At 38.1% G+C, this 22912-nt stretch carries 19 protein-coding genes; 11 read left to right on the top strand and 8 right to left on the bottom strand.

All coding sequences use genetic code 11. From position 1 onward, the window contains the following. The first annotated feature begins 1 nt into the window (after window position 1). From tatB to gdhA, 4 genes are all read left to right on the top strand, one after another. The gene (tatB, locus tag FE813_RS06140; RefSeq protein WP_139989882.1) at window positions 2–562 is read left to right on the top strand and encodes a Sec-independent protein translocase protein TatB; all 561 of its coding nucleotides are present in this window, start codon (window positions 2–4) and stop codon (window positions 560–562) included. 9 nt (window positions 563–571) lie between these two features. Beyond that, window positions 572–1342 carry a twin-arginine translocase subunit TatC gene (gene tatC / locus FE813_RS06135; RefSeq protein ID WP_139989881.1) on the top strand — a complete coding sequence of 257 codons (771 nt, stop codon included), beginning with the start codon at window positions 572–574 and terminating at the stop codon, window positions 1340–1342. Between the two features lie 51 nt (window positions 1343–1393). Then, window positions 1394–2416 (top strand): porphobilinogen synthase, encoded by a 1023-nt coding sequence (gene hemB, locus FE813_RS06130; RefSeq protein WP_048954158.1) that lies wholly within the window; start codon window positions 1394–1396, stop codon window positions 2414–2416. A 208-nt stretch (window positions 2417–2624) separates the two neighbouring features. After that, on the top strand, window positions 2625–3974 hold the full coding sequence (gene gdhA, locus FE813_RS06125) for an NADP-specific glutamate dehydrogenase (protein ID WP_139989880.1): 1350 nt from the start codon (window positions 2625–2627) through the stop codon (window positions 3972–3974). An 84-nt stretch (window positions 3975–4058) separates the two neighbouring features. Here the strand turns inward: gdhA and gshAB are convergent, their stop codons facing one another. From gshAB to FE813_RS06085, 8 genes are all read right to left on the bottom strand, one after another. Further along, window positions 4059–6347 carry a bifunctional glutamate--cysteine ligase GshA/glutathione synthetase GshB gene (gshAB, locus tag FE813_RS06120; RefSeq protein ID WP_139989879.1) on the bottom strand — a complete coding sequence of 763 codons (2289 nt, stop codon included), beginning with the start codon at window positions 6345–6347 and terminating at the stop codon, window positions 4059–4061. A 173-nt stretch (window positions 6348–6520) separates the two neighbouring features. Continuing rightward, window positions 6521–7234: a TerC family protein gene (locus FE813_RS06115; RefSeq protein ID WP_139989878.1), complete on the bottom strand. Its 714-nt coding sequence runs from the start codon at window positions 7232–7234 to the stop codon at window positions 6521–6523. 97 nt (window positions 7235–7331) lie between these two features. After that, the gene (gene uvrC, locus FE813_RS06110; RefSeq protein ID WP_139989877.1) at window positions 7332–9161 is read right to left on the bottom strand and encodes an excinuclease ABC subunit UvrC; all 1830 of its coding nucleotides are present in this window, start codon (window positions 9159–9161) and stop codon (window positions 7332–7334) included. 1 nt (window position 9162) lies between these two features. Beyond that, window positions 9163–9927 carry a 3-deoxy-manno-octulosonate cytidylyltransferase gene (kdsB, locus tag FE813_RS06105; RefSeq protein WP_139989876.1) on the bottom strand — a complete coding sequence of 255 codons (765 nt, stop codon included), beginning with the start codon at window positions 9925–9927 and terminating at the stop codon, window positions 9163–9165. Between the two features lie 3 nt (window positions 9928–9930). Next, on the bottom strand, window positions 9931–10104 hold the full coding sequence (locus FE813_RS06100; protein ID WP_171898282.1) for a Trm112 family protein: 174 nt from the start codon (window positions 10102–10104) through the stop codon (window positions 9931–9933). Between the two features lie 4 nt (window positions 10105–10108). Then, entirely contained in the window at window positions 10109–11107 is a 999-nt protein-coding gene (lpxK, locus tag FE813_RS06095) for a tetraacyldisaccharide 4'-kinase (RefSeq protein WP_139989875.1), read from the bottom strand. A 72-nt stretch (window positions 11108–11179) separates the two neighbouring features. Then, complete coding sequence (gene msbA / locus FE813_RS06090) at window positions 11180–12943, bottom strand: lipid A ABC transporter ATP-binding protein/permease MsbA (protein WP_139989874.1); 1764 nt, start codon at window positions 12941–12943, stop codon at window positions 11180–11182. A 40-nt stretch (window positions 12944–12983) separates the two neighbouring features. After that, window positions 12984–15350 carry a DNA internalization-related competence protein ComEC/Rec2 gene (locus tag FE813_RS06085; protein ID WP_139989873.1) on the bottom strand — a complete coding sequence of 789 codons (2367 nt, stop codon included), beginning with the start codon at window positions 15348–15350 and terminating at the stop codon, window positions 12984–12986. Window positions 15351–15609: 259 nt separating this feature from the next. Here FE813_RS06085 and dksA point away from each other — a divergent pair, with 259 nt between their 5' ends. The 7 genes from dksA to miaA all read left to right on the top strand — a co-directional run bounded on the left by dksA (window position 15610) and on the right by miaA (window position 22907). Next, window positions 15610–16047 carry an RNA polymerase-binding protein DksA gene (gene dksA, locus FE813_RS06080; protein WP_005627987.1) on the top strand — a complete coding sequence of 146 codons (438 nt, stop codon included), beginning with the start codon at window positions 15610–15612 and terminating at the stop codon, window positions 16045–16047. A 247-nt stretch (window positions 16048–16294) separates the two neighbouring features. Next, window positions 16295–17653: a polynucleotide adenylyltransferase PcnB gene (gene pcnB, locus FE813_RS06075; protein ID WP_139989872.1), complete on the top strand. Its 1359-nt coding sequence runs from the start codon at window positions 16295–16297 to the stop codon at window positions 17651–17653. 8 nt (window positions 17654–17661) lie between these two features. Further along, window positions 17662–18144: a 2-amino-4-hydroxy-6-hydroxymethyldihydropteridine diphosphokinase gene (gene folK / locus FE813_RS06070; RefSeq protein WP_139989871.1), complete on the top strand. Its 483-nt coding sequence runs from the start codon at window positions 17662–17664 to the stop codon at window positions 18142–18144. A 75-nt stretch (window positions 18145–18219) separates the two neighbouring features. Beyond that, window positions 18220–18696 carry a tRNA (adenosine(37)-N6)-threonylcarbamoyltransferase complex ATPase subunit type 1 TsaE gene (gene tsaE, locus FE813_RS06065; RefSeq protein WP_139989870.1) on the top strand — a complete coding sequence of 159 codons (477 nt, stop codon included), beginning with the start codon at window positions 18220–18222 and terminating at the stop codon, window positions 18694–18696. Window positions 18697–18703: 7 nt separating this feature from the next. Continuing rightward, on the top strand, window positions 18704–20074 hold the full coding sequence (locus FE813_RS06060) for an N-acetylmuramoyl-L-alanine amidase (protein ID WP_139989869.1): 1371 nt from the start codon (window positions 18704–18706) through the stop codon (window positions 20072–20074). Beyond that, window positions 20075–21964 carry a DNA mismatch repair endonuclease MutL gene (mutL, locus tag FE813_RS06055; protein WP_139989868.1) on the top strand — a complete coding sequence of 630 codons (1890 nt, stop codon included), beginning with the start codon at window positions 20075–20077 and terminating at the stop codon, window positions 21962–21964. A 7-nt stretch (window positions 21965–21971) separates the two neighbouring features. Then, window positions 21972–22907, top strand: coding sequence for a tRNA (adenosine(37)-N6)-dimethylallyltransferase MiaA (gene miaA, locus FE813_RS06050; RefSeq protein WP_139989867.1), 936 nt, complete (start codon window positions 21972–21974; stop codon window positions 22905–22907). Window positions 22908–22912: the final 5 nt, after the last annotated feature.

Here is a 22912-nt window from a genome sequence, read left to right as displayed (position 1 = left end):
CGTGTTTGATATTGGTTTTTCCGAACTTGTTTTATTGATGCTTGTGGGCTTAGTGGTGCTAGGCCCTAAGCGTTTGCCTGTAGCTATTCGTACAGTTATGGGTTGGGTAAAAACCATTCGCGGCTTAGCTGCCAATGTGCAAAACGAATTAAAACAAGAACTAAAATTACAAGAATTACAAGATAGCATTAAAAAAGCTGAATCTTTAAATTTACAAACACTTTCTCCAGAATTAAGTAAAACGGTAGAAGAATTAAAAGCACAAGCAGATAAAATGAAATCCGAGCTGGAAGCCAAAGCTGCAGAAGCCGGCACGACAGTAGAAGAACAAATCAAAGAAATTAAAAATGCGCCAGAAAATGGGGACAAATCCAAAGATGCTGTAGTAGCACTGGATTCATCAGAAATTTTGCCGAAAGAAGAAAATCAACTTACTGATTTAACCACGCTTGATGCTCACGAGCAGGCAGAACTCACAGAACGCCTATCTGATTACTATCCCCCTGATGATATTGAAGTCATACCTGTATCGAAATCTCAATCGAAAAAAACTGAATTATAGGGAATTTGTATGAGCAATGTGGATGAATCTCAACCCCTAATTACACACCTTGTTGAATTAAGAAACCGTCTTTTACGCAGTGTGATTTGCATTGCATTGGTATTTGTTGCGCTCGTTTATTTTTCAAATGATATTTATCATTTTGTTGCAGCTCCCTTAACTAACGTTATGCCAAAAGGCGCAACAATGATCGCAACAAATATTCAAACACCTTTCTTTACGCCTATTAAATTAACGGCAATCGTCGCAGTATTTATTTCCGTTCCTTATTTGCTCTACCAGGTTTGGGCATTTGTTGCACCAGCTCTATACCAACATGAAAAAAGAATGATTTACCCATTGTTATTTTCAAGTACCATTCTTTTTTATTGTGGGGTGGCTTTTGCTTATTATGTAGTGTTTCCTTTTGTATTTAGCTTTTTTACCCAAACTGCACCTGAAGGTGTCGCAATTGCCACAGATATTAGTAGTTATTTAGATTTTGCATTGGCATTATTTTTAGCTTTTGGTGTCTGTTTTGAAGTCCCTATTGCTATTATTTTACTTTGTTGGACAGGTGTAACAACGGTAAAAGCCCTTTCTGAAAAACGCCCTTATATCATTGTAGGTGCATTTTTTATTGGAATGATTCTAACCCCACCAGATGTATTTTCACAAACGCTACTTGCTATACCAATGATTCTTCTATTTGAATTAGGTTTATTAGTTGCTCGTTTTTATCAGCCAAAAGAAGATGAAAGTGCGGTTGAAAATACTGAAGAATCAAATAAAATGGAATAATAATTGGGGGGCATCGCCCCCTTTCTCTTATATAAGAAAAAGGACTATAATATGACTCAACAAATTTTTACAGGATTTCCTACCCGCCGCCTACGTCGTTTACGTAAACATGATTTTAGTCGCCGTTTAATGGCTGAAAATAAACTCACCGTAGACGATCTTATTTATCCGGTATTTATTCTTGAAGGTGAAAACTATCGTGAGGCTGTTCCCTCTATGCCAGGTGTTGAACGTCTAACTATTGATCAACTTCTTATTGAAGCAGGTTTACTAGTTAAATATGGTGTCCCTGTCATTTCATTATTTCCTGTAATTGAACAAGATAAAAAATCTCTAATGGCAGAAGAAGCCTATAATTCAAACGGTCTAGTGCAACGTGCAGTTCGAGCATTAAAAAATGCTTATCCAGAATTAGGGGTATTAACAGATGTTGCACTTGATCCTTATACAAGCCATGGACAAGATGGAATTATTGATGAAGACGGCTATGTTCTTAACGACATAACCTCTGATATTCTCATCAAACAAGCAATTTCTCATGCTGAAGCAGGCGCTGATATTGTTGCGCCAAGTGATATGATGGATGGTCGTATTGGCCGTATTCGACAAGCATTAGAAGAAAAAGGATTTATTAATACACAAATTATGGCGTATTCTGCCAAATATGCTTCTAATTATTATGGACCATTTCGTGATGCTGTCGGCTCATCAGGTAATTTAAAAGGCGGTGATAAAAAAACTTATCAACTTGATCCTGCAAATGGAGATGAGGGTTTACAAGAGGTCGCATTAGATCTACAAGAAGGCGCTGACATGGTCATGGTAAAACCTGGTATGCCATACTTAGATATGGTGTATCGTGTAAAAACACATTTTGGCGTACCAACTTTCGCTTATCAAGTTTCAGGTGAATACGCAATGCATATGGCAGCCATTCAAAATGGCTGGCTAAAAGAAAAAGAATGTATTATGGAATCACTACTTTGCTTCAAACGAGCTGGTGCCGACGGAATTTTGACTTATTTTGCAAAACAAGTCGCAGAATGGCTTTATTTAGAAGGGAAAAATAAGTAAAACCATAATATTATGATTAATAATTTAGATTTCATCTAAAAAAAAGCAAGAAAATTTAATTTTCTTGCTTTTTTTATTCTCTTTTTATCTTTTTATCACAATAAATATTGCAATATTAAGTCTCTCGTTACATATTGTCATTAAGCCCCATCTAGAGGGTGATTCAAATATATACAGAAAAATACAACATCAATAGAGGAAACACATTATGACAATAATTACATCATTAGACGAATTTCTTGGGAAAATCGCTCAAAGAGATGCTCACCAACCTGAATTTTTACAGGCTGTTCGTGAAGTCTTCACTTCAATCTGGCCTTTCTTGGAAGCAAACCCTAAATACCGTTCAGAAGCTTTATTAGAGCGTTTAGTTGAGCCAGAGCGAGCATTCCAATTCCGTGTGGCATGGACTGATGATAAAGGCCAAGTTCAAGTAAACCGAGCTTTCCGTGTACAATTCAACAGTGCAATTGGTCCTTTTAAAGGGGGAATGCGTTTTCATCCATCCGTTAACTTATCGATTTTAAAATTCTTAGGTTTTGAACAGATCTTTAAAAATGCCTTAACCACATTGCCAATGGGTGGTGCGAAAGGGGGATCAGATTTTGATCCTAAAGGAAAATCAGATGCTGAAGTGATGCGTTTCTGTCAAGCTTTAATGGCCGAATTGTATCGCCATGTTGGCCCAGATACCGATGTGCCTGCCGGTGATATTGGTGTAGGTGGTCGTGAAGTAGGATATCTTGCAGGCTATATGAAAAAATTATCAAACCAAGCAGCTTGTGTGTTTACTGGTCGTGGTCTTTCATTTGGTGGAAGCTTAATTCGCCCAGAAGCGACAGGTTATGGATTGGTTTATTTTGCCCAAGCAATGCTTGCAGAGAAAGGGGATAGCTTCCAAGGTAAAACGGTTTTAGTTTCCGGTTCGGGTAACGTGGCACAATATGCGATTGAAAAAGCGATGGCGCTAGGTGCGAAAGTCGTAACCTGTTCTGACTCTGCGGGTTATGTATATTTGCCTGAAGGATTTGATCGTGAAAAATTAGAGGCTTTATTAGAGCTCAAAAATGTAAAACGTGGTCGAGTAGAAGAATTTGCAAAACAATTTGGTCTTCAATATTTTGCAGGCAAACGCCCTTGGGAAGTGAAAGCCGATATTGCTCTTCCTTGTGCAACCCAAAACGAATTAGAGATTTTAGATGCGAAAGCCTTGATTAAAAATGGTGTGAAATTAGTCGCTGAAGGTGCAAACATGCCAACTACTATCGAAGCAACAGACGCATTCTTAGAGGCTGGTGTATTATTTGGTCCAGGTAAAGCAGCTAATGCTGGTGGCGTAGCAACCTCTGGCTTAGAAATGGCACAAAGTTCCCAACGCTTATATTGGACAGCAGAAGAAGTTGATGCCAAATTGCATCGTATTATGTTAGATATTCATTCTAACTGCAAAAAATATGGGGCTATCGCAGGTCAACAAAATATTAACTATGTAGTAGGAGCTAATATTGCAGGTTTTGTTAAAGTTGCTGATGCTATGTTGGCACAGGGTGTATATTAATTCAACACATACAACATAAATGTTTCTTATCAACCGCACTTTAATTAGTTAAAGTGCGGTTATTTCTTATCACTTAATTTGATACTACATTTCTACATCTGGAAACAACATTTTAATGACGTTTTTAGTCAATCTTCTTGATTTACCTTGATAAGGGAAAATATGCATCATCATCATTGGATTAAAATTAGCTTCAATCACTCCCCAGGAGTTTAAGGATGGTTCAGCTTGCTTTGTTAAATCAGGAATAATTAAATCGACCCCGCAAACTTTAGCTCCCATTGCATGAGCAACCCCTACAGCAATCTGTTTATAACTCTCGTGCATTTTATCAGTCATATCAATAGAATCCCCTCCCGTACTGATATTAGAATTAGCACGTAACTGCACAATTTGGCCAGACTGAGGTACACTATCTGGTATTAATCCTTGTTCTTTTAACTGTAATAATTCTATGTCACCTAAAGCGATCTTTTTGAGAGGTGAACGAGAACCATCTCCCCGTAAAGGATCTGAATTTTTTATCTCGACCAATTCACGTACCGTGTTCTTTCCATCACCTATAACATTTGCAGGCTCACGCAACAACACTGCAAGCGTTTCATCCCCCAAAACAAAGAAGCGATATTCTGTACCAACTAAATAATCTTCAACCATCACTTCTTTATCTTCTCGAAAAGCAATTTCAACCGCTTTGACAAAATCATCTCGATGTGTCACACCCTGTTTGAAAATTGTGATACCTAAACCATAATTTGTAGATTTTGGCTTAATAACGACAGCGCGCCCTTCAAATAAAGCATAATGTGCAACGGCCTGTTCAATCGATGTAAATTCCAAGCTTTTTGGTACATTAAAACCAGCCTTTAATAATACTTTCTTTGTCACTACCTTATTTTCCATAATCAATGGAGAGATATATTGATCATGGCTAGTCATATTACCATTTTTAACATATTCAAGGTGTTCACCAAATTTAAGCGCAAGAAATTGATCATTCTCATCTAAAATTTCAGTCGTAACACCTTTTTGAATTAAATCAAATAATAAAGCTTGAGTGGAGAGTTCCATATTATCAAATGCAGATAAAGCATAAAAACGTTTAAAAGCTTGAGCTTTATATTGCTTCGCAAGTTTTACCCCCAAGGCTTTATAACTTCCCTCCTGCTCAATCGCTTTGAGCAATTTTCCATTTACTGTTAGACTTGGTTCTGCCAATTGTACCAATTTTTCTTCCGAAATTTTAACCGCTCTTTCATCTGCATTGATAATTTTCAACATATCAATAATTTGGCTTAATATTGCTTCACCTTCTTCTCTAAATGCTGTTTGCTCACGAGGATCTTCAAGAGATACTTGATATAATCTTTGTTTACCAAGCTCTACTTCTTTTTGACCACTTGTATCATCAAGCCATAACATTCCTAATAAGAAAATATGAATAAATTCTGCATCATCTAGACTAATACCATATGGCTCAAGTGGATTCAAATCAAACAAACGAAATTCTGCATATTGAACGCCTTTTTCTAGCAATTCACGAGCTTTTTTCGAACCTCGTAAACGAACATTAGAATAAAATTCTTTTTCTGCAATCAAATGACCAGATTTAACTTGAAACTCTAATGTTTCTACATAATTTTCAAGGTTATCATGATTCACCACAACATTAGATGAATTAACGTAACCATAGGGACTAGAACGTAAACTACGTACTAACTGCCCCTCTTTCAAAGGAAAATTCAGTACGCCATTTCGAGAAAAATAATTTGCTTCCACTGTCGGACTTGCTGCAAGTAAATAAACTAAAATCCACTGATAGCGTAGAAAATTATTAGCCAATTTCATATATAGGGCATTTTGAAAATCTTTAAGATGAGCATATTCATCTTGCAACAAGAATATAGCTTTCACAAATTCAGATGACAGTTGGAAATTGTAGTGAATTCCACTTACCATTTGCTTGTATTTACCATATTGTTTAGACAGATGCTCACGATATTTAACATCTTCTTGTTTATCAAGCTGAGCCTCTTGAATCTCATTTTCTGGTGGTAATCCCGCAGGCATACTAAATGGGAAAATGTATTCATTTTCAGGTAAAGAACGCAACACCACCTCATGAATTGCAGAAAGCCAACGTAGGCTATCTTCCAGTTTAGCATTTGGTGGCGTAATCAACTCAAGCTGGCTTTCGGCAAAATCTGTTTGAATATAGGGATGATAAGAACGATTACCAAATACAGGTGGATGAGGCGTCGTTACAATATTTCCCTTATCGTCAATACGTTGACTTTCCTTTTCTAAACCAAATTGACCTTGCTGAAAAAGTAAACCTAGTTGATATTGTTTAACCCATTGTTGTAATTTCATTATGTACCCTTTCAAATAAAACTTTTGTTGAAATAATATCACACTAAAATAGTCTGCTTTATGTTGAAATGGAACTGAATAGATGATTTAGTTATATAAAAATTAGCTAAATAAACTAAAAGGGCCAAGTTCCTCAAATAACAGAACTCAGCCCTTAAATTATTTTTAATCTTCTATTTCGTCCGTTTTCTCATTCGAATGTTTATCATTTCGACCACAACAGAGAATCCCATTGCAAAATAGATGTAACCTTTCGGGATGTGGATATCTAAACTTTCTGCAATTAAGCTAATTCCTACTAAAACTAAGAAAGCTAAAGCTAGAATTTTCAACGTTGGGTGTGTATCCACAAAATCGCCGATTGGTTTTGCAGCAAACATCATCACGCCAACGGCAATAATAATCGCCAAAATCATCACAGGAAGATGGCTTGCCATACCTACTGCTGTAATCACGGAATCTAAAGAAAATACAATATCTAGCACTGCAATTTGAATTAATACGCCAAGATAACTCACTTTATTTTTTCTTTCCGATTCATGATGGTCTTGATGATTGATTGCTTCTTTAATTTCGCCAGAACTTTTTATAATCAGGAATAAACCACCGATTAATAAAATCAAATCACGCCCAGAAATTTCTTGATTAAACACAGTAAATAACGGTGCAGTAAGTTTCATCATCCACGCTAGTGACATTAAAAGTAAAATTCTTGTCAGCATTGCCAAACCAAGTCCAACAATACGACCAGACTGGCGTTGACTTTCAGGTAAACGCCCAACTAGGATACTAATAAAAATAATATTATCGACCCCTAAAACGATCTCCAAAGCAGCAAGTGTCGCAAGTGATATCCACGCTTCAGGATCAGTAATCCATTCAAACATAATTTTTCCTATAATAGAGTTAAATAAATCCGAAAGTGCGGATCATAATGGCTTTATGATGAAAAGCAATCGTTATTTACATTTAAGAGATAATTGATTAATCGTTTTTGAGCGTTTCAAAAATCGTTTCGGCAAGTTTAAGAGAAATTCCAGGTACAGAGGCTATTTCATCTAAGGTCGCCTTTTTTACACCTTGTAAACCACCAAGATATTTCAGTAAAGCCTGACGACGTTTAGCGCCCACGCCTTCGATGGTTTCTAAACCGCTTTGTGTAAAGGCTTTTTGACGTTTTTTACGGTGCCCACTTATTGCGTGATTATGGCTTTCATCACGGATATGTTGAATCAAATGCAATGCCAAACTATCATCAGGCAAATGAATTTCGCGGTCTTGTTTGCTGATAATCAGTACTTCCTGCCCTGCTCGACGATCCACACCTTTTGCCACACCAATTAAGTGCGGTCTATTTTTATCCCATTTTACTTGAAGATGTTGGAATGCATTCAGAGCACGATTTAATTGCCCTTTTCCACCATCAATAAAAATAATATCGGGAATTTTATCTTCTTCTAAATCACGCTCATAACGTTTCTGCAGCGCTTGTTCCATCGCAGCATAATCATCCCCGCCAGTAATGCCTTCAATATTAAAACGACGATAATCGGATTTCAGTGGACCTTCTTGATTAAAGACAACACAAGATGCTACCGTTTGATTTCCCATCGTGTGGCTTATATCGAAACATTCCATACGCTTAATTTCAGGAAGATTTAACAGCTCACACAACGCTTGATAACGCTCTGACATTCGTGAAGATTGTTTAAGTTGTACATTTAAAGCCGCTTTAGCATTAACCTGTGCGAGCTGTAAATATTTACTCTTATCGCCTTTTACACTTTCTTGAATCGTTACTTTTCTGCCCGCTTGATCAGTAAGAAGTTGCTCAAGCTCTGATTTTTCAGCTAATTGACGATCGACAATAATGCTATTCGGGATACTTCGTCCTTGATGACCTTGTAAATAAAATTGCCCCACAAAAGTTTCGGTAAGTTCCGATAAATCCGTATTGGCGGGTACTTTTGGGAAGTAACTGCGATTGCCGAGCACTTTTCCTTGACGAATAAACATCACCTGTACACAGGCTAAACCGTGTTGATAAGCGATGGACATAATATCCATGTCATCTAAACGCTCATTGGATACAAATTGTTTTTCTATAACTGAACGCACCACCTGAATTTGATCACGATAACGCGCAGCCTGTTCAAAATCTAAATTTCTGCTTGCCAGCTCCATTTTACCGATTAAATAATCTAACACCTGTTGATCTTTGCCTTGCAAAAATAAGCGCGCTAATTCAACTTGCTGATTATATTCTTCATCGGAAACATATCCCTGTACACAAGGTGCGGAACAACGCCCAATTTGATACTGCAAACAAGGACGAGAGCGGTTGGAATAAACGGAATTTTCACATTGGCGAACAGGGAAAAGTTTTTGCAAAAGCGATAACGTTTCACGCACTGCTCCCGCGTGAGGATAAGGCCCGAAATATTCGCCTGAAAATTTTTTAGAACCTCGATAAGAAGTGATTCTTGGATGACGTTCTTTGGTTAATAAAATAAATGGATAGGATTTATCATCACGCAATAATACGTTATAGCGAGGCTGATAAAGCTTGATGAAATTATGTTCTAGCAGTAAAGCTTCCGTTTCAGATGAAGTTAGCGTGGTGTCAATATGATGAATTGACGCCACCAACGCCTCTGTTTTTTTACTGCTCAGATTTTTACGAAAATAGCTTGAAAGACGTTTTTTTAAATCCTTTGCTTTCCCAACATAAATAACCTGTTCCTTATCGTCATACATACGATAAACACCAGGTTCGTGAGAGACATCCGCTAAGAACTTTTTAGCATCAAACATTTTAATTCGCCGCTAAAATTGCCCGCACTTTTTCCAAATCTTCAGCGGTATCAACTCCTACTGCAGGCACTTCTTTCGCAAGCTCCACATGAATGCGTTCGCCGTTATATAACACGCGAAGCTGCTCAAGTTTTTCTAGATTTTCAAGTTGAGTTGGTGCCCATTGCACATATTGTTTTATGAAACCCGCACGATATGCGTAAATGCCAATATGACGTAAGTAAGCGTCCGCAAGCTGTACCTTCTGAACATCCTGTAAATTCATAAACTGATCACGATCGTAAGGAATAACCGAACGGGAAAAATACAATACATAGCCATCTTTATCTGTTAACACTTTTACTGCATTTGGATTGAATAATTCCTCTGCATCATGAATTTTTACCGCAAGGCTTGCCATATTGACATTAAATTTTGCTAAATTATCTGCCACTTGTCGCACGATAACGGGAGGAATCAAAGGCTCATCGCCTTGAATATTGACAATGATTTCATTGTCAGGAATCGCTAATTTTTCTACAACTTCCGCTAAACGTTCTGTACCAGAATTATGATGAACCGAAGTCATACACACTTCCGCGCCAAAACTTTTGGCAACATCAGCAACATTTTCATTATCGGTGGCAATAATCACTCGGCTCGCCCCTGACTGCAATGCTTTCTCAAATACATGTTGAATCATTGGCTTACCCGCAATATCAGCAAGAGGTTTTCCAGGTAAACGACTTGATGCAAAACGAGCGGGGATAATCACGGTAAATGACATAATTTATTCCTTATTCTTTAATATTTCAGCTTTATCGGCAAGCAACACTGGCACACCATTTTTAATAGGATAAGCAATCTGTTCATAACAACAAATTAATCGTTGATTTTCTTGATCATATTGCAATCGAGCTAAACAACGCGGGCAAGCTATCACTTCAAGCAACTGAGGATTAATCTTTTCAGACATTTCTATATTGCTCAACAAGTTTGTCTATTTTGGCCCAAAAGAGCGGTAAATTTTCACTTTGTTTTTCAGCCTCAATAATCTCCGCATCGACAGGGACATACCACCAATTATCTTTGGCAAAAGATTGGCATTTTACGGCATCTTTTTCCGTCATAAAGAGCGGTTGATTTTCAGAAAGTTTTTCTAATTGAGACGCTTCAAAATGTTGATGATCTTGAAATGCTTGAGTTCGCTCTAATTGAATCCCTAACTTTTCTAACATAGTAAAAAAACGCTGTGGATTGCCAATCCCTGCGATGGCAACACCCGATTGAAATTCCTTTAATTGGCGTTTTTCATTGGTTTTTAAATTAATCGCGAAATGAGGCACGAGACGCATAACCGCATCTGAATACTGATTCTTTCCACCATTAGTGATCACAAAATCTACGGATTTTAATCGACTTGGTAATTCTCGCAATGGTCCTGCAGGCAATACAAAACCATTTCCCAACGCGCGCTCAGCATCCATTACGACAATTTCTAAATCACGCTGTAATTGATAATGCTGTAAACCATCGTCAGAAACAATAATATCGCACTCTGCTTGGCTTAAGAGTAATTCAATCGCTTGCTGGCGATTCGGGGAAATCACTACTGGCGTATTGGTGCGTTTCGCGATCAATACTGGTTCATCACCACCTTCAATCGGATTTGTATTTTCAGTGACGAATAACGGATACGTTTTAGATTTACTGCCGTAACCACGAGAAATCACACCTACGCGCAAACCTCGTTTTTTTAATTCTTCCACAAGCCAAACAACTACGGGCGTTTTGCCATTTCCACCAACAGACAAATTTCCCACAATTATCACTGGTTTTGGTGCGCGATAAGAAAACTTGAGCCCCAAAGAGAATAAGGCGCGACGAAGTTGGCTAATCAACCAAAATAACAAAGAAAAAGGCGATAAGAGCCAAATAAGTTTGGAATTGGAATACCAGAAGGGCATAGAAAATCCTTTCTAATAAGTGCGGATAAAATAACGCGAGTTTTTCAACTCGCGTTTTCGATAATCAATAAATTAGCCACTAAACTGCATACTGTGTAATTGTTTATAGGCTCCATTTTGTTCAAGCAATGCCTTATGGTTACCGCGCTCACGAATTTCACCGTGATCAACCACAAGAATTTCATCCGCATTTTCAATGGTTGATAAACGATGTGCGATTACGATAACAGTGCGCTCTTTCTTCAATTCATCTAATGCAGATTGAATTGCTCGTTCTGATTCCGTATCTAGTGCAGATGTAGCTTCATCTAAAATTAATACTGGAGAATTACGCAATAAAGCACGAGCAATCGCTAAACGTTGACGCTGGCCACCAGAGAGGCTCGCACCGTTTTCACCAATTACCGTATCAAAACCTTGTGGTAATTTTTCGATAAACTCTAAAGCATAAGCCGCTTTTGCTGCCGCAATAATTTCTTCGCGAGAATACTTATCCTGCGCTGCATAAGCAATATTATTCGCAATGGTATCGTTAAATAAATGCACTTGTTGAGAAACCACAGCGCAGTTTTCACGTAAATTAGATAAACGATAATCTTGGATATTTACGCCATCCAGTAAAATTTCACCTTGCTCAATATCGTAAAAGCGCGTCACTAAATTAGCAATGGTTGATTTACCCGATCCAGAACGTCCAACCAAAGCAACGGTTTTTCCTGCAGAAACGCTAAAAGAAATATTATTTAATGCAAGTTCCTCTTTTCCTTGATATGCAAAACTCACATTCTTAAATTCTAATTCACCTTTCGCGGGTTCAGCTTGGTAAGTACCATTATCTTTTTCTGGTTCTAAATCTAAAATGGCAAATAAAGTTTGACACGCTGCCATCCCCCGTTGGAATTGAGAGTTTACGTTCGTTAAAGATTTTAATGGACGCATCATCGCTAACATAGATGAGAAAACTACCGTAAAAGAACCCGCACTTAGGTTATCTTCCGCAATCAACGGCGTCGTCGCTAAAAACAATACTGCCGCCAAAGCAAGAGAAGCAATAATCTGTACAACAGGGTCGGAAATGGAATCTGCGGTGACCATTTTCATACCTTTACGACGCATATTGTTACTAACTTTATTAAAACGCTCTTCCTCTACAAGCTGACCACCAAACGAAAGTACGACTTTATGTCCTTTCAACATTTGCTCGGTCGTTGCTGTTAATTCTCCCATTGAATCTTGTAAATTCTTACTCAACTTACGGAAAATTTTTGAAACAATAGTGATCAACACCGCAATAATTGGCCCGATAACAAATAAAACAAGGGTTAATTCCCAGCTTGTATAAAACATTACGGCCAATAGCGAAATAATATATGCCCCTTCTCGCACAATAGTAATCAAAGAGCCTGAAGAAGAACTTGCAATCATCTCAGAATCATAAGTAATACGAGAAAGTAATTTGCCTGTTGAATTTCTGTCAAAGAAACTCACTGGCATAAACATCAAATGCTTAAACAAGCGACGACGCATTGTCATGACAACTTTGCCTGATACCCATGCTAAACAATAATTAGAAATAAAGTTAGAAACCCCACGCAAAAAAATCATTCCCACGACGACCACAGCCATCATTTTCAAAAATGAATGATCCGCCTTACCGAATCCATCATCTAGCAAAGGTTTTAATAAATAAATAAGACCTGAATCTGCCAAAGCATTAAGCACCAATGCGATAGCAGACACCAATAAACCCGCTTTAAAAGGTTTAATTGTTGGCCATAAACGCTTAAAAGTTTGTAAGGTTGAAAAATCATTTTCTTGTAATTTTTGCTCTTGCATAATCGCTATCTAATGGTAAAAATTGCGCGCATTGTACCTTTTATTCGCTCGAGAATCCAATTACACGCGCATACCAAGGGGAAAATTCTGTACGTGCTTGTTGGATTTCTAATCGGTCTTTAAAAAAATTTACCCTTACTTGCCCTGAAATAGCGGTATTTTCTACCGCACTTTTATAACGATGTAACCTTTCCATAACCGAATAATGAGGGAATTTCCACGGATTCCAACGCCCACTAGAAATAATCGCTATATCTGGTCTAACCTGGGAAAGTAAATATTCACTTGTCGATGTTTTACTCCCGTGATGCCCTACTTGTAACACATCAATTTTTCCTAAAGAGCGGGCAAAAATTTGCTCATTTTTTGCTTCAGCATCGCCAGTTAGCAAAACTCGATGCTTTCCATCATCGACTAAAATCACGCAAGAATGGGGATTATCTGCTCGCTCTACAATAGAATATGGTGAAAGTATTTGAAAATGTAGCCCTTGCCAATCCCAATGACGTCCAGCATTACAAAAAGTGCGGTGATTTTCCCCATAGTTTTTTCGTGAAGGGGTAATAAATTCCACATTCGGATACGCCTTTAAAATTGTCGAAGCACCACCTGCATGATCGTTATCGTCGTGGCTCAAAATCAACTTTTCCAAAGTAATCCCTTCTCTTTGCAAATAAGGCAAAATTTCTAATTCAGCCATATTCCCCCCTTGCCATGCAGGGCCTGTATCATAGAGAATCCCTTTACCATTTTTTACAATCAAAGTAGCTAAGCCCTGCCCCACATCTAAAGTATCTACCTGCCAAATTGGCTTGCTTAGTTGCTTGAACAACAAAATCATAAAACACAGCGACATAATGCCGAAAGAACATCGCAGAGCGTTGATTCGATCATTTTTTAGCAAAGGTTTACTGAGATTTAATGTAAAAAATTTTGCTCGTTTTACTTGCCAGGTTGTCGATGAAATCTCGGGTTCTCGATAAATACGCCAAATAATTAACATAAACATTCCCGCACAAAGAGCGGTTAAAACCAGCGCTAAATTAAATGAAACATTAAACCAATTTCCTTGAAAAACAGAAATTAACCAAGTGATTCCTTCCGCTAGTTTGTTTGCAAGTTGCCAAGAAAAACAAGCTCCATTAGTAAAAACAGCAAATAAAATCAAGGGTACGAGGAAAAAACTATAAAGTGGTACGGCAATAAGATTGGCTAAAAATCCACTCAACGATAAGCCATTAAATAAAAAAAGCTGCAAAGGCGTAAAAAAGAGCAATAACCCAAATTGCAAATGAAATAAACTTAAAATCCACCGCACTTTTGGTGAAAAGGATCGATTTTTCCATTGAAAAAGAGAAAAAGGCACATAACGATACCATAGGATCAAACAAGCAACGGCTCCACAAGAAAGCCAAAAACTGACCGAAAGCGGCATTAATGGATCGCATAAAAGCAAGAATCCGATAACCAGCGTAAAAAGCTGAAGAGGCGAATAATGTCGCCTCATTATTTGAACGAAGAAAACGAAAACAAGTGCTGAAATCGCACGGAAAGTTGGCACGCTAAAACCAGCCAAATACGCATAAATTAAAGCAAATAAAACACCAAAAACTAAAGGAAAATAAGGATGAATAAAACGGGTGGGGAAAAATACTTGCACAACACGCGCCAAGTAAAATCCAATTCCCATAGCCAACCCAATATGTAAGCCAGAAATAGCAATAAGATGCGCGGTATTCGTTTGTTGGTAAATTGACCAAGTTTTTTTATCTAGCCAAGCCCGTTCGCCAAAAGCTAACGCGATCAATAAACCTTGTAGGGATAATCCTTCCGTTTGCTTTTTTACTTGTTGCAATTTTTCTGCGCGCAATGATGAAATATCAGCAATTTTCACCGAACTTTTTACGGTTCCAACAGCCGTAATTCCCTTTGAAAAATACCATTGTTGCCGATCAAATCCGCCAAAATTTAATCTCGCAGAAAGGGGGCGTAAGGAAATTTCCGCTTGCCAGATTTCCGATAATTGAGGCACCTCTTTTGTTTTCCAATTTAAAAAAATTCGTTGCGCTCGTAAGTTATCCGCCAATGTTGCTGTGGCGATAAGAGTTTGATAATCCTGTTGGTGCAAAATTTCTTGAATCTCAAAAGTTACCACTTGTTTTTGAGCGGTAACGCTTTGAGCCTGTTGTAACAAACTGAATGCGGAATGATGTGTATACCCTAGAGAAACAACAAAAAAAGCAAGAAAAACGAAGAAATTTATACGCAAAAAAATAAAAAGAAAAATCAAAGCAAGCGCAATAACCAGAGCAACTCGCCAAGGCAATAACAATGACTGTGGTAGAAATAACAACGTTAAATCCGCAACAATCAACAAGATAACTAAGGTTATTAAGTTTAATTTCATTTTTATCGCAATTTTAGGCTTATCGTTCTAAGCCTAAAATAGATTCATCTCAATGTGCAAAAGGTTGCTGACGTTTCTGCGATCTATATCGCAAAAATAAATGTTTCAGGAAAATTTACTTGCTAAAAAAAACAACTTCTGATATTTATAGCGCCCTCAAAAATTGGGTTCCTAAAAGTGCTGTCAGGAACAAACTAAAATAACAAGACAGGAAGTCGTGAAGTTCACGCTTAAATTCTGTATGTATTAGGAGTGAGAGATGTCAAAAGCATCGTTGAGCTTGCTAGATTTAGCAGGCGTAAAGCCTTATCAAATGAAAAAAGATGAAGAATATATGAGTGAAGATCAAATTCTTCATTTCAGAAAAATTCTTAATGCTTGGCACGAGCAAATCGTGGAAGAAGCTTCTCGCACCGTTGCACATATGCAGGATGAAGTGACCAATTTCCCCGATCCCGCAGACCGAGCAACTCAGGAAGAGGAATTCAGTCTAGAATTACGTAATCGTGATCGCGAACGTAAACTAATGAAAAAAATTGAAGCCACCTTGAAAAAACTTGATACCGATGATTTTGGTTACTGTGATTGTTGCGGTGAAGAAATTGGCATTCGCCGTTTAGAAGCACGCCCAACAGCAGATCTTTGCATTGATTGCAAAACTTTAGCTGAAATCCGCGAAAAACAAGTCGCTGGTTAATTCATTCTATTGAAAAATACAAAAGTGCGGTTAAAATTAGCCGCACTTTTTTGCATTTAAAAATGCGGAAAAATCCCCTTGCCTTTTTCTTTACAGAAAAAGAGCTAAGTCATTTATTTCCAACTAAAAAACGGAGTAAATTATTCTTACTTATATCAAAAATTTGTTTGGCAAGAAGACAAAAAAATCAAAAGAGGTTGCCAAAACAAGTGCTCATTCTAAACGAGTTGAGTGTTCTAACAGTCAAATGCCAAAAGCGCGAGCAAAAAAATCAGAACAACCACACCGCTACTATAAAAATGTGATTAAAGCGGCTCAATTTGATATTTCACCGCGTGATTTTAGCCGTAATGCACTCACCGTAGTGGAAAAACTACAACGTCAAGGTTTCGAAGCTTATATCGTCGGTGGATGTATCCGCGATTTATTGCTCGGTAAAAAACCAAAAGATTTTGATGTGGCAACAAACGCCCGCCCAGAGCAAATCCAAAATATTTTTCAACGACAATGTCGTTTAGTCGGTCGCCGTTTCCGATTAGCACATATTATGTTTGGTCGAGATATTATTGAAGTCGCCACTTTCCGTGCCAATCACAGCGATGCTCGCAATGAAAATCAAGCGAAGCAGAGCAATGAAGGCATGTTACTGCGCGATAATGTTTACGGTACGATTGAACAAGATGCAGAACGCCGAGATTTTACGGTCAATGCGCTGTATTACAATCCGCAAGACAATACCTTACGTGATTATTTTAATGGTATTCATGATCTCAAAGCGGGAAAACTACGCTTAATCGGTGATCCAGTTACACGTTATCAAGAAGATCCTGTGCGCATGCTACGCTCAATTCGTTTCATGGCAAAACTTGATATGTTCCTTGAAAAACCGAGCGAGCAGCCAATTCGTGAACTTGCGCCTTTATTAAAAAATATTCCGCCAGCCCGCTTATTTGACGAAAGTTTAAAATTATTGCAGGCAGGACAAGGGGTAAAAACCTATCGTTTATTACGACAATATGGTTTATTTGAACAACTTTTCCCTGCATTAAGCCCATATTTTACAGAGAAAGAAGATAGCTTTGCAGAACGCATGATCGTCACCGCACTTACTTCTACGGATGAACGTGTTGCTGATAAACTCCGTATTAATCCTGCATTCTTATTTGCAGCATTTTTCTGGTATCCATTACGCGAAAAAGTGGAAATTTTGAAAAATGAAGGCGGTTTAAATAATCATGATGCTTATGCTTTGGCGGGGAATGAAGTTTTAGACTTATTCTGCCGTGCTTTGGCTGCACCACGTCGTCATACTGCGGTCATTCGGGACATTTGGTTCTTACAACTACAATTATTGAAACGTACTGGTTCAGCACCAATGCGCACCATGGAACATCCAAAATTCCGTGCTGGCTTTGATTTACTGGCTATGCGTGCAGAAATTGAAGGTGGCGAAACGATTGAATTGGCCAAATGGTGGCACGAATATCAATTCAGCAATGGTGAACAGCGTGAACAGTTAGTACACGAGCAACAACGCTTACATCCCAAACCAAAGAAAAAATACTACCGTCCACGCCGTCGTAAAACAACGCGTTCAGCAGAATAAGGGAAGAGATGATTACTGCATATATTGCCCTTGGTAGCAATTTGAATACACCAGTAGAACAATTACATTCTGCGCTTAAAGCGATAAGTCAGTTACCAAACACACATTTGGTAACGACGAGCTCTTTTTATAAAAGCAAACCGCTCGGCCCACAAGATCAACCCGATTATGTGAATGCCGTTGTAAAAATTAAAACCGACCTTAGCCCACTTGCACTATTAGATGAATTGCAACACATTGAAAATGAGCAAGGTCGAGTACGTTTACGTCGCTGGGGTGAGCGTACATTAGATTTAGATATTTTGCTCTACGGCAACGAAATCATTCAAAACGAGCGCTTAACGATTCCCCATTATGATATGCATAACCGTGAGTTTGTCATTGTGCCGTTATTTGAAATCTCATCGGATCTGGTCTTACCTAACACTCAACCACTAGTAGATTTGGTCAAGCAATTTGATGACCATGAAATGGTAAAATTAAATCCCTAGAAATTTCACCGCACTTTTATGAACCTCAAAAGTGCGGTAGAATCTACCCACATTTTTCTTCATTCATGACCCGTTATGGAAAGCTTAACTCAATATATCCCTGATGAATTTTCTATGCTCCGCTTCGGCAAAAAATTCGCGGAAATTCTTTTAAAATTGCATACAGAAAAAGCAATCATGGTTTATCTTAACGGAGATCTTGGCGCAGGAAAAACAACGCTGACACGCGGAATGTTGCAAGGTATCGGTCATCAAGGTAATGTAAAAAGCCCAACTTATACGCTGGTTGAAGAATACAATATTGCAGGCAAAATGATTTATCATTTTGATTTATATCGGTTAGCAGATCCTGAAGAACTCGAATTTATGGGTATTAGAGATTATTTTAATACTGATAGCATTTGCTTAATTGAATGGTCTGAAAAAGGTCAAGGCATATTGCCAGAAGCTGATATTTTAGTAAATATTGATTATTACGATGATGCACGAAATATTGAATTAATCGCACAAACAAACTTAGGTAAAAATATTATAAAAGTATTCTCTAATTAATTTATTTATGAAAACTAAAATTTTATTTTTTCTTTTTTTCTCAACGTTTAGCTTCTCTCTTTTTGCAGCCCCAATTACGATTGCGATTGACCCAGGTCATGGAGGAAAAGATCCAGGTGCAATCAGCCGAAATTTAGGCATTTATGAAAAAAATGTCACTCTTTCGATTGCAAAAGAGTTAAAAGCCTTACTCGATAAAGATCCAAATTTTCGCGGCGTATTAACACGAAGCGGTGATTACTATATTTCCGTGCCTGAGCGTTCAGAAATCGCACGTAAATTTAAAGCGAATTATCTCATTTCCATTCATGCGGATTCATCTGAATCACCTGAACGTCGCGGTGCCTCTGTCTGGGTGTTATCAAACCGTCGAGCCAATGATGAAATGGGTCAATGGTTAGAAGACGATGAAAAACGCTCCGAATTACTTGGTGGTGCAGGAAAAGTGCTTTCGCACAATAACGATAAATATCTTGACCAAACTGTGCTTGATTTACAATTTGGCCATAGCCAACGTACCGGTTATGAACTTGGCAAACATATTTTAAGTCATTTTTCTAAAGTGACGACCTTAAGCCGCAGTGTTCCTCAACACGCAAGCCTTGGTGTTTTACGTTCACCTGATATTCCTTCCGTATTAGTGGAAACAGGTTTTCTATCAAATTCTGATGAAGAACAAAAACTTAACTCCCCTGCTTATCGTCGTCGTATCGCCTATATGATTTATGAGGGATTAGTGGTTTTCCGCGGCGGAAAAGCTAAATCTTTCATAAGTGATGATATTGTTCAGAATAGCAAACAAAGTGATACAAAAAATACTGAAAAAAATGACCGCTATTCTGATAAAAATACCAATGAGAGCAGCGTAAAAGATAGTGGACTTCGGCACACAGTCAAAAATGGGGAAAGTTTAGGAAGCCTTGCGGATAAATATGATGTCAAAGTAGCAGACATTGTGACGTTAAATAAATTAAAACGCGAAGCACTTTGGATTGGTGAAACCATCAAAATTCCAGATAATGGAAAAACTCAGAAAGCACAAGATGAAAAAATAAATTCATCAAAAAATAAAGAAAGTTCGGTGAAAAAGGCAGAGAAAACGACTGAAAAAACCAACACTCCAAAAGTAGAAAAATCAGAAAATAAAACGGATAAAAATAAATCCTCAAATAAAACAAAAAAAGAGGAAACCTCATCCACTAAAAAATCTGATGAGAAAAAAGAAATCCCACTTTACCATGTCATTCAAAAAGATCAGACAATCTATGCTGTATCGCGAGAATACAATATTTCAGTCAACCAAATTTTAAAGCTGAATCCAAAATTAAAAGATGGTAAAGCCCTGAGCGGACAAAAAATTAAATTAAGAGAAAAATAAATGCCAATTAAAATTCTTTCCCCACAACTTGCTAACCAAATTGCTGCTGGTGAAGTGGTAGAACGCCCTGCGTCTGTGGTGAAAGAATTAGTGGAAAATAGCCTTGATGCAGGTGCAAATAAAATCCAAATCGATATCGAAAATGGTGGGGCAAATTTAATCCGCATTCGTGACAATGGCTGTGGTATTCCAAAAGAAGAATTAAGTCTTGCTTTGGCACGACATGCTACGAGTAAAATAGCCGACCTTGACGATCTAGAAGCCATTTTAAGTTTAGGGTTTCGTGGCGAAGCATTGGCGAGTATCAGCTCTGTATCGCGCTTAACGCTCACCTCTCGCACCGAAGCGCAAACTGAAGCTTGGCAAGTTTATGCACAAGGTCGTGATATGGAAACAACAATCAAACCCGCATCACATCCTGTCGGCACAACAGTTGAAGTTGCCAATCTTTTTTTCAACACGCCAGCCCGCCGAAAATTTTTGCGCACAGATAAAACAGAATTTGCGCATATTGATGAAGTCATTCGCCGCATTGCTTTAACAAAATTCAATACGGCATTTACATTAACACATAATGGGAAAATCATCCGTCAATATCGTCCTGCTGAAGAGCTCAATCAGCAACTAAAACGTGTCGCAGCTATTTGTGGGGATGATTTTGTCAAAAATGCCTTACGAATTGATTGGAAACACGATGATTTACACTTATCGGGCTGGGTAGCCACACCAAATTTTAGCCGAACTCAAAATGATTTAAGTTATTGCTACATTAATGGCCGAATGGTTCGAGATAAAGTGATCAGTCATGCTATTCGACAAGCCTATGCTCAATATTTACCAACGGATGCTTATCCTGCATTTGTGTTGTTTATTGACTTAAATCCACATGATGTGGATGTCAATGTCCATCCAACCAAACATGAAGTGCGCTTTCACCAACAACGCCTCATTCATGATTTCATTTACGAAGGCATCAGCTATGCGCTAAACAATCAAGAACAGCTTAATTGGCACACAGAGCAAAGTGCGGTAGAAAATCACGAAGAAAATACGGTGCGTGAACCCCAACCGAATTACAGCATTCGTCCTAATCGTGCAGCTGCGGGGCAAAATATCTTTGCGCCACAATATCATGAAAAACCACAGCAAAATCAACCGCACTTTTCTAACACACCAGTGTTGCCAAATCATGTAAGTACTGGTTATCGAGATTACCGTTCCGATGCACCGAGTAAAACTGAGCAACATTTATATGGTGAATTATTACGCACATTACCGCCTACAGAGCAAAAGGATATATCGAATACAGCACAACAAAATATTTCAGATACAACTAAAATCATCTCAACTGAAATAATTGAGTGTTCATCACATCTGCGCGCCCTTTCACTTATTGAAAATCGCGCGCTGTTATTACAACAGAAACAAGATTTCTTTTTGCTTTCATTGGAGAAATTACAACGCTTGCAATGGCAATTAGCTTTACAACAAATACAGATTGAACAACAACCATTGTTGATTCCAATCGTGTTTCGCTTAACTGAATCACAATTTCAAGCATGGCAACAATATTCAGATGACTTCAAAAAAATTGGCTTTGAATTTATTGAAAATCAAGCACAATTACGCTTAACCTTAAATAAAGTGCCAAGTTTATTGCGTACACAAAATCTACAAAAATGCGTGATGGCAATACTGACTAGAGATGAAAATTCATCACCATTTTTAACCGAACTTTGCGCACAATTAGAATGCAAAACCTTTAACACTTTAGCGGATGCACTTAATTTATTGAGCGATACAGAACGTTTACTGACGCAAACAAATCGCACGGCATTTTCCCAGTTGCTAAAACCGGTTAACTGGCAGCCTTTATTAAACGAAATTTAGATTCTTCATGAAACCAACAGCAATTTTTTTAATGGGCCCTACGGCCTCAGGCAAAACGGATTTAGCCATTCAACTACGAAGCCAATTTCCAGTCGAAGTGATTAGTGTGGATTCGGCTCTTATTTATAAGGGAATGGATATTGGCACAGCGAAACCATCAAAAGAAGAACTTGCTCTTGCGCCTCACCGTTTGATTGATATTTTAGATCCTTCGGAAAGCTATTCCGCAATGAATTTCCGCGATGATGCGCTACGAGAAATGGCAGAAATTACCGCTCAAGGCAAAATTCCGTTACTAGTGGGTGGTACGATGTTGTATTACAAAGCCTTAATCGAAGGGCTTTCGCCCTTGCCTTCTGCTGATGAAAATATTCGCGCCGAGCTTGAACAAAAAGCAGCTCAACAAAGTTGGGCAGCATTACATGCCGAACTCGCCAAAATCGATCCTATTTCTGCCTCCCGAATTAATCCAAGTGATTCTCAACGAATCAATCGTGCTTTAGAGGTTTTTTATATCACGGGAAAATCACTCACAGAGCTGACGGAAGAAAAAGGCGAAGCCTTGCCTTATGATTTTGTGCAATTTGCAATTGCCCCCCAAGATCGTCATATTTTGCATGACCGCATTGAACAACGCTTTCATAAAATGATTGAACTGGGCTTTAAAGAAGAGGTAGAAAAACTTTATGTGCGTGATGATTTAAATATTAATCTACCGTCAATTCGCTGTGTAGGCTATCGTCAAATGTGGGAATATTTACAAGGTGATTACGATCACGAGGAAATGATTTTCCGTGGTATTTGCGCAACTCGCCAACTTGCAAAACGCCAGCTTACTTGGCTGCGCGGTTGGAAAACACCAATACAATGGCTGGATAGTTTACAACCTAAACAAGCGAAAGAAACCGTATTACGTCACTTAGATTCCTATCAAAAAGGTTAGAAAAA

Origin of the sequence: Haemophilus seminalis (assembly GCF_006384255.1) — a bacterium.
In the GTDB taxonomy this organism is placed as follows: domain Bacteria; phylum Pseudomonadota; class Gammaproteobacteria; order Enterobacterales; family Pasteurellaceae; genus Haemophilus; species Haemophilus seminalis.
Note: the sequence above shows the minus strand (reverse complement) of the source record. Positions and strands in the feature narration are given on the sequence as shown.

Bases quoted from the DNA above. Each gene is read 5' to 3' on its own strand.
- gshAB (WP_139989879.1), bottom strand. From the start codon at position 6,347: ATGAAATTACAACAATGGGTTAAACAATATCAACTAGGTTTACTTTTT.
- FE813_RS06085 (WP_139989873.1), bottom strand. From the start codon at position 15,350: ATGAAATTAAACTTAATAACCTTAGTTATCTTGTTGATTGTTGCGGAT.
- msbA (WP_139989874.1), bottom strand. From the start codon at position 12,943: ATGCAAGAGCAAAAATTACAAGAAAATGATTTTTCAACCTTACAAACT.
- pcnB (WP_139989872.1), top strand. From the start codon at position 16,295: ATGCCAAAAGCGCGAGCAAAAAAATCAGAACAACCACACCGCTACTAT.
- mutL (WP_139989868.1), top strand. From the start codon at position 20,075: ATGCCAATTAAAATTCTTTCCCCACAACTTGCTAACCAAATTGCTGCT.
- gdhA (WP_139989880.1), top strand. From the start codon at position 2,625: ATGACAATAATTACATCATTAGACGAATTTCTTGGGAAAATCGCTCAA.
- miaA (WP_139989867.1), top strand. From the start codon at position 21,972: ATGAAACCAACAGCAATTTTTTTAATGGGCCCTACGGCCTCAGGCAAA.
- hemB (WP_048954158.1), top strand. From the start codon at position 1,394: ATGACTCAACAAATTTTTACAGGATTTCCTACCCGCCGCCTACGTCGT.
- folK (WP_139989871.1), top strand. From the start codon at position 17,662: ATGATTACTGCATATATTGCCCTTGGTAGCAATTTGAATACACCAGTA.
- uvrC (WP_139989877.1), bottom strand. From the start codon at position 9,161: ATGTTTGATGCTAAAAAGTTCTTAGCGGATGTCTCTCACGAACCTGGT.
- FE813_RS06060 (WP_139989869.1), top strand. From the start codon at position 18,704: ATGAAAACTAAAATTTTATTTTTTCTTTTTTTCTCAACGTTTAGCTTC.
- tsaE (WP_139989870.1), top strand. From the start codon at position 18,220: ATGGAAAGCTTAACTCAATATATCCCTGATGAATTTTCTATGCTCCGC.
- tatC (WP_139989881.1), top strand. From the start codon at position 572: ATGAGCAATGTGGATGAATCTCAACCCCTAATTACACACCTTGTTGAA.
- kdsB (WP_139989876.1), bottom strand. From the start codon at position 9,927: ATGTCATTTACCGTGATTATCCCCGCTCGTTTTGCATCAAGTCGTTTA.
- lpxK (WP_139989875.1), bottom strand. From the start codon at position 11,107: ATGCCCTTCTGGTATTCCAATTCCAAACTTATTTGGCTCTTATCGCCT.
- dksA (WP_005627987.1), top strand. From the start codon at position 15,610: ATGTCAAAAGCATCGTTGAGCTTGCTAGATTTAGCAGGCGTAAAGCCT.
- FE813_RS06115 (WP_139989878.1), bottom strand. From the start codon at position 7,234: ATGTTTGAATGGATTACTGATCCTGAAGCGTGGATATCACTTGCGACA.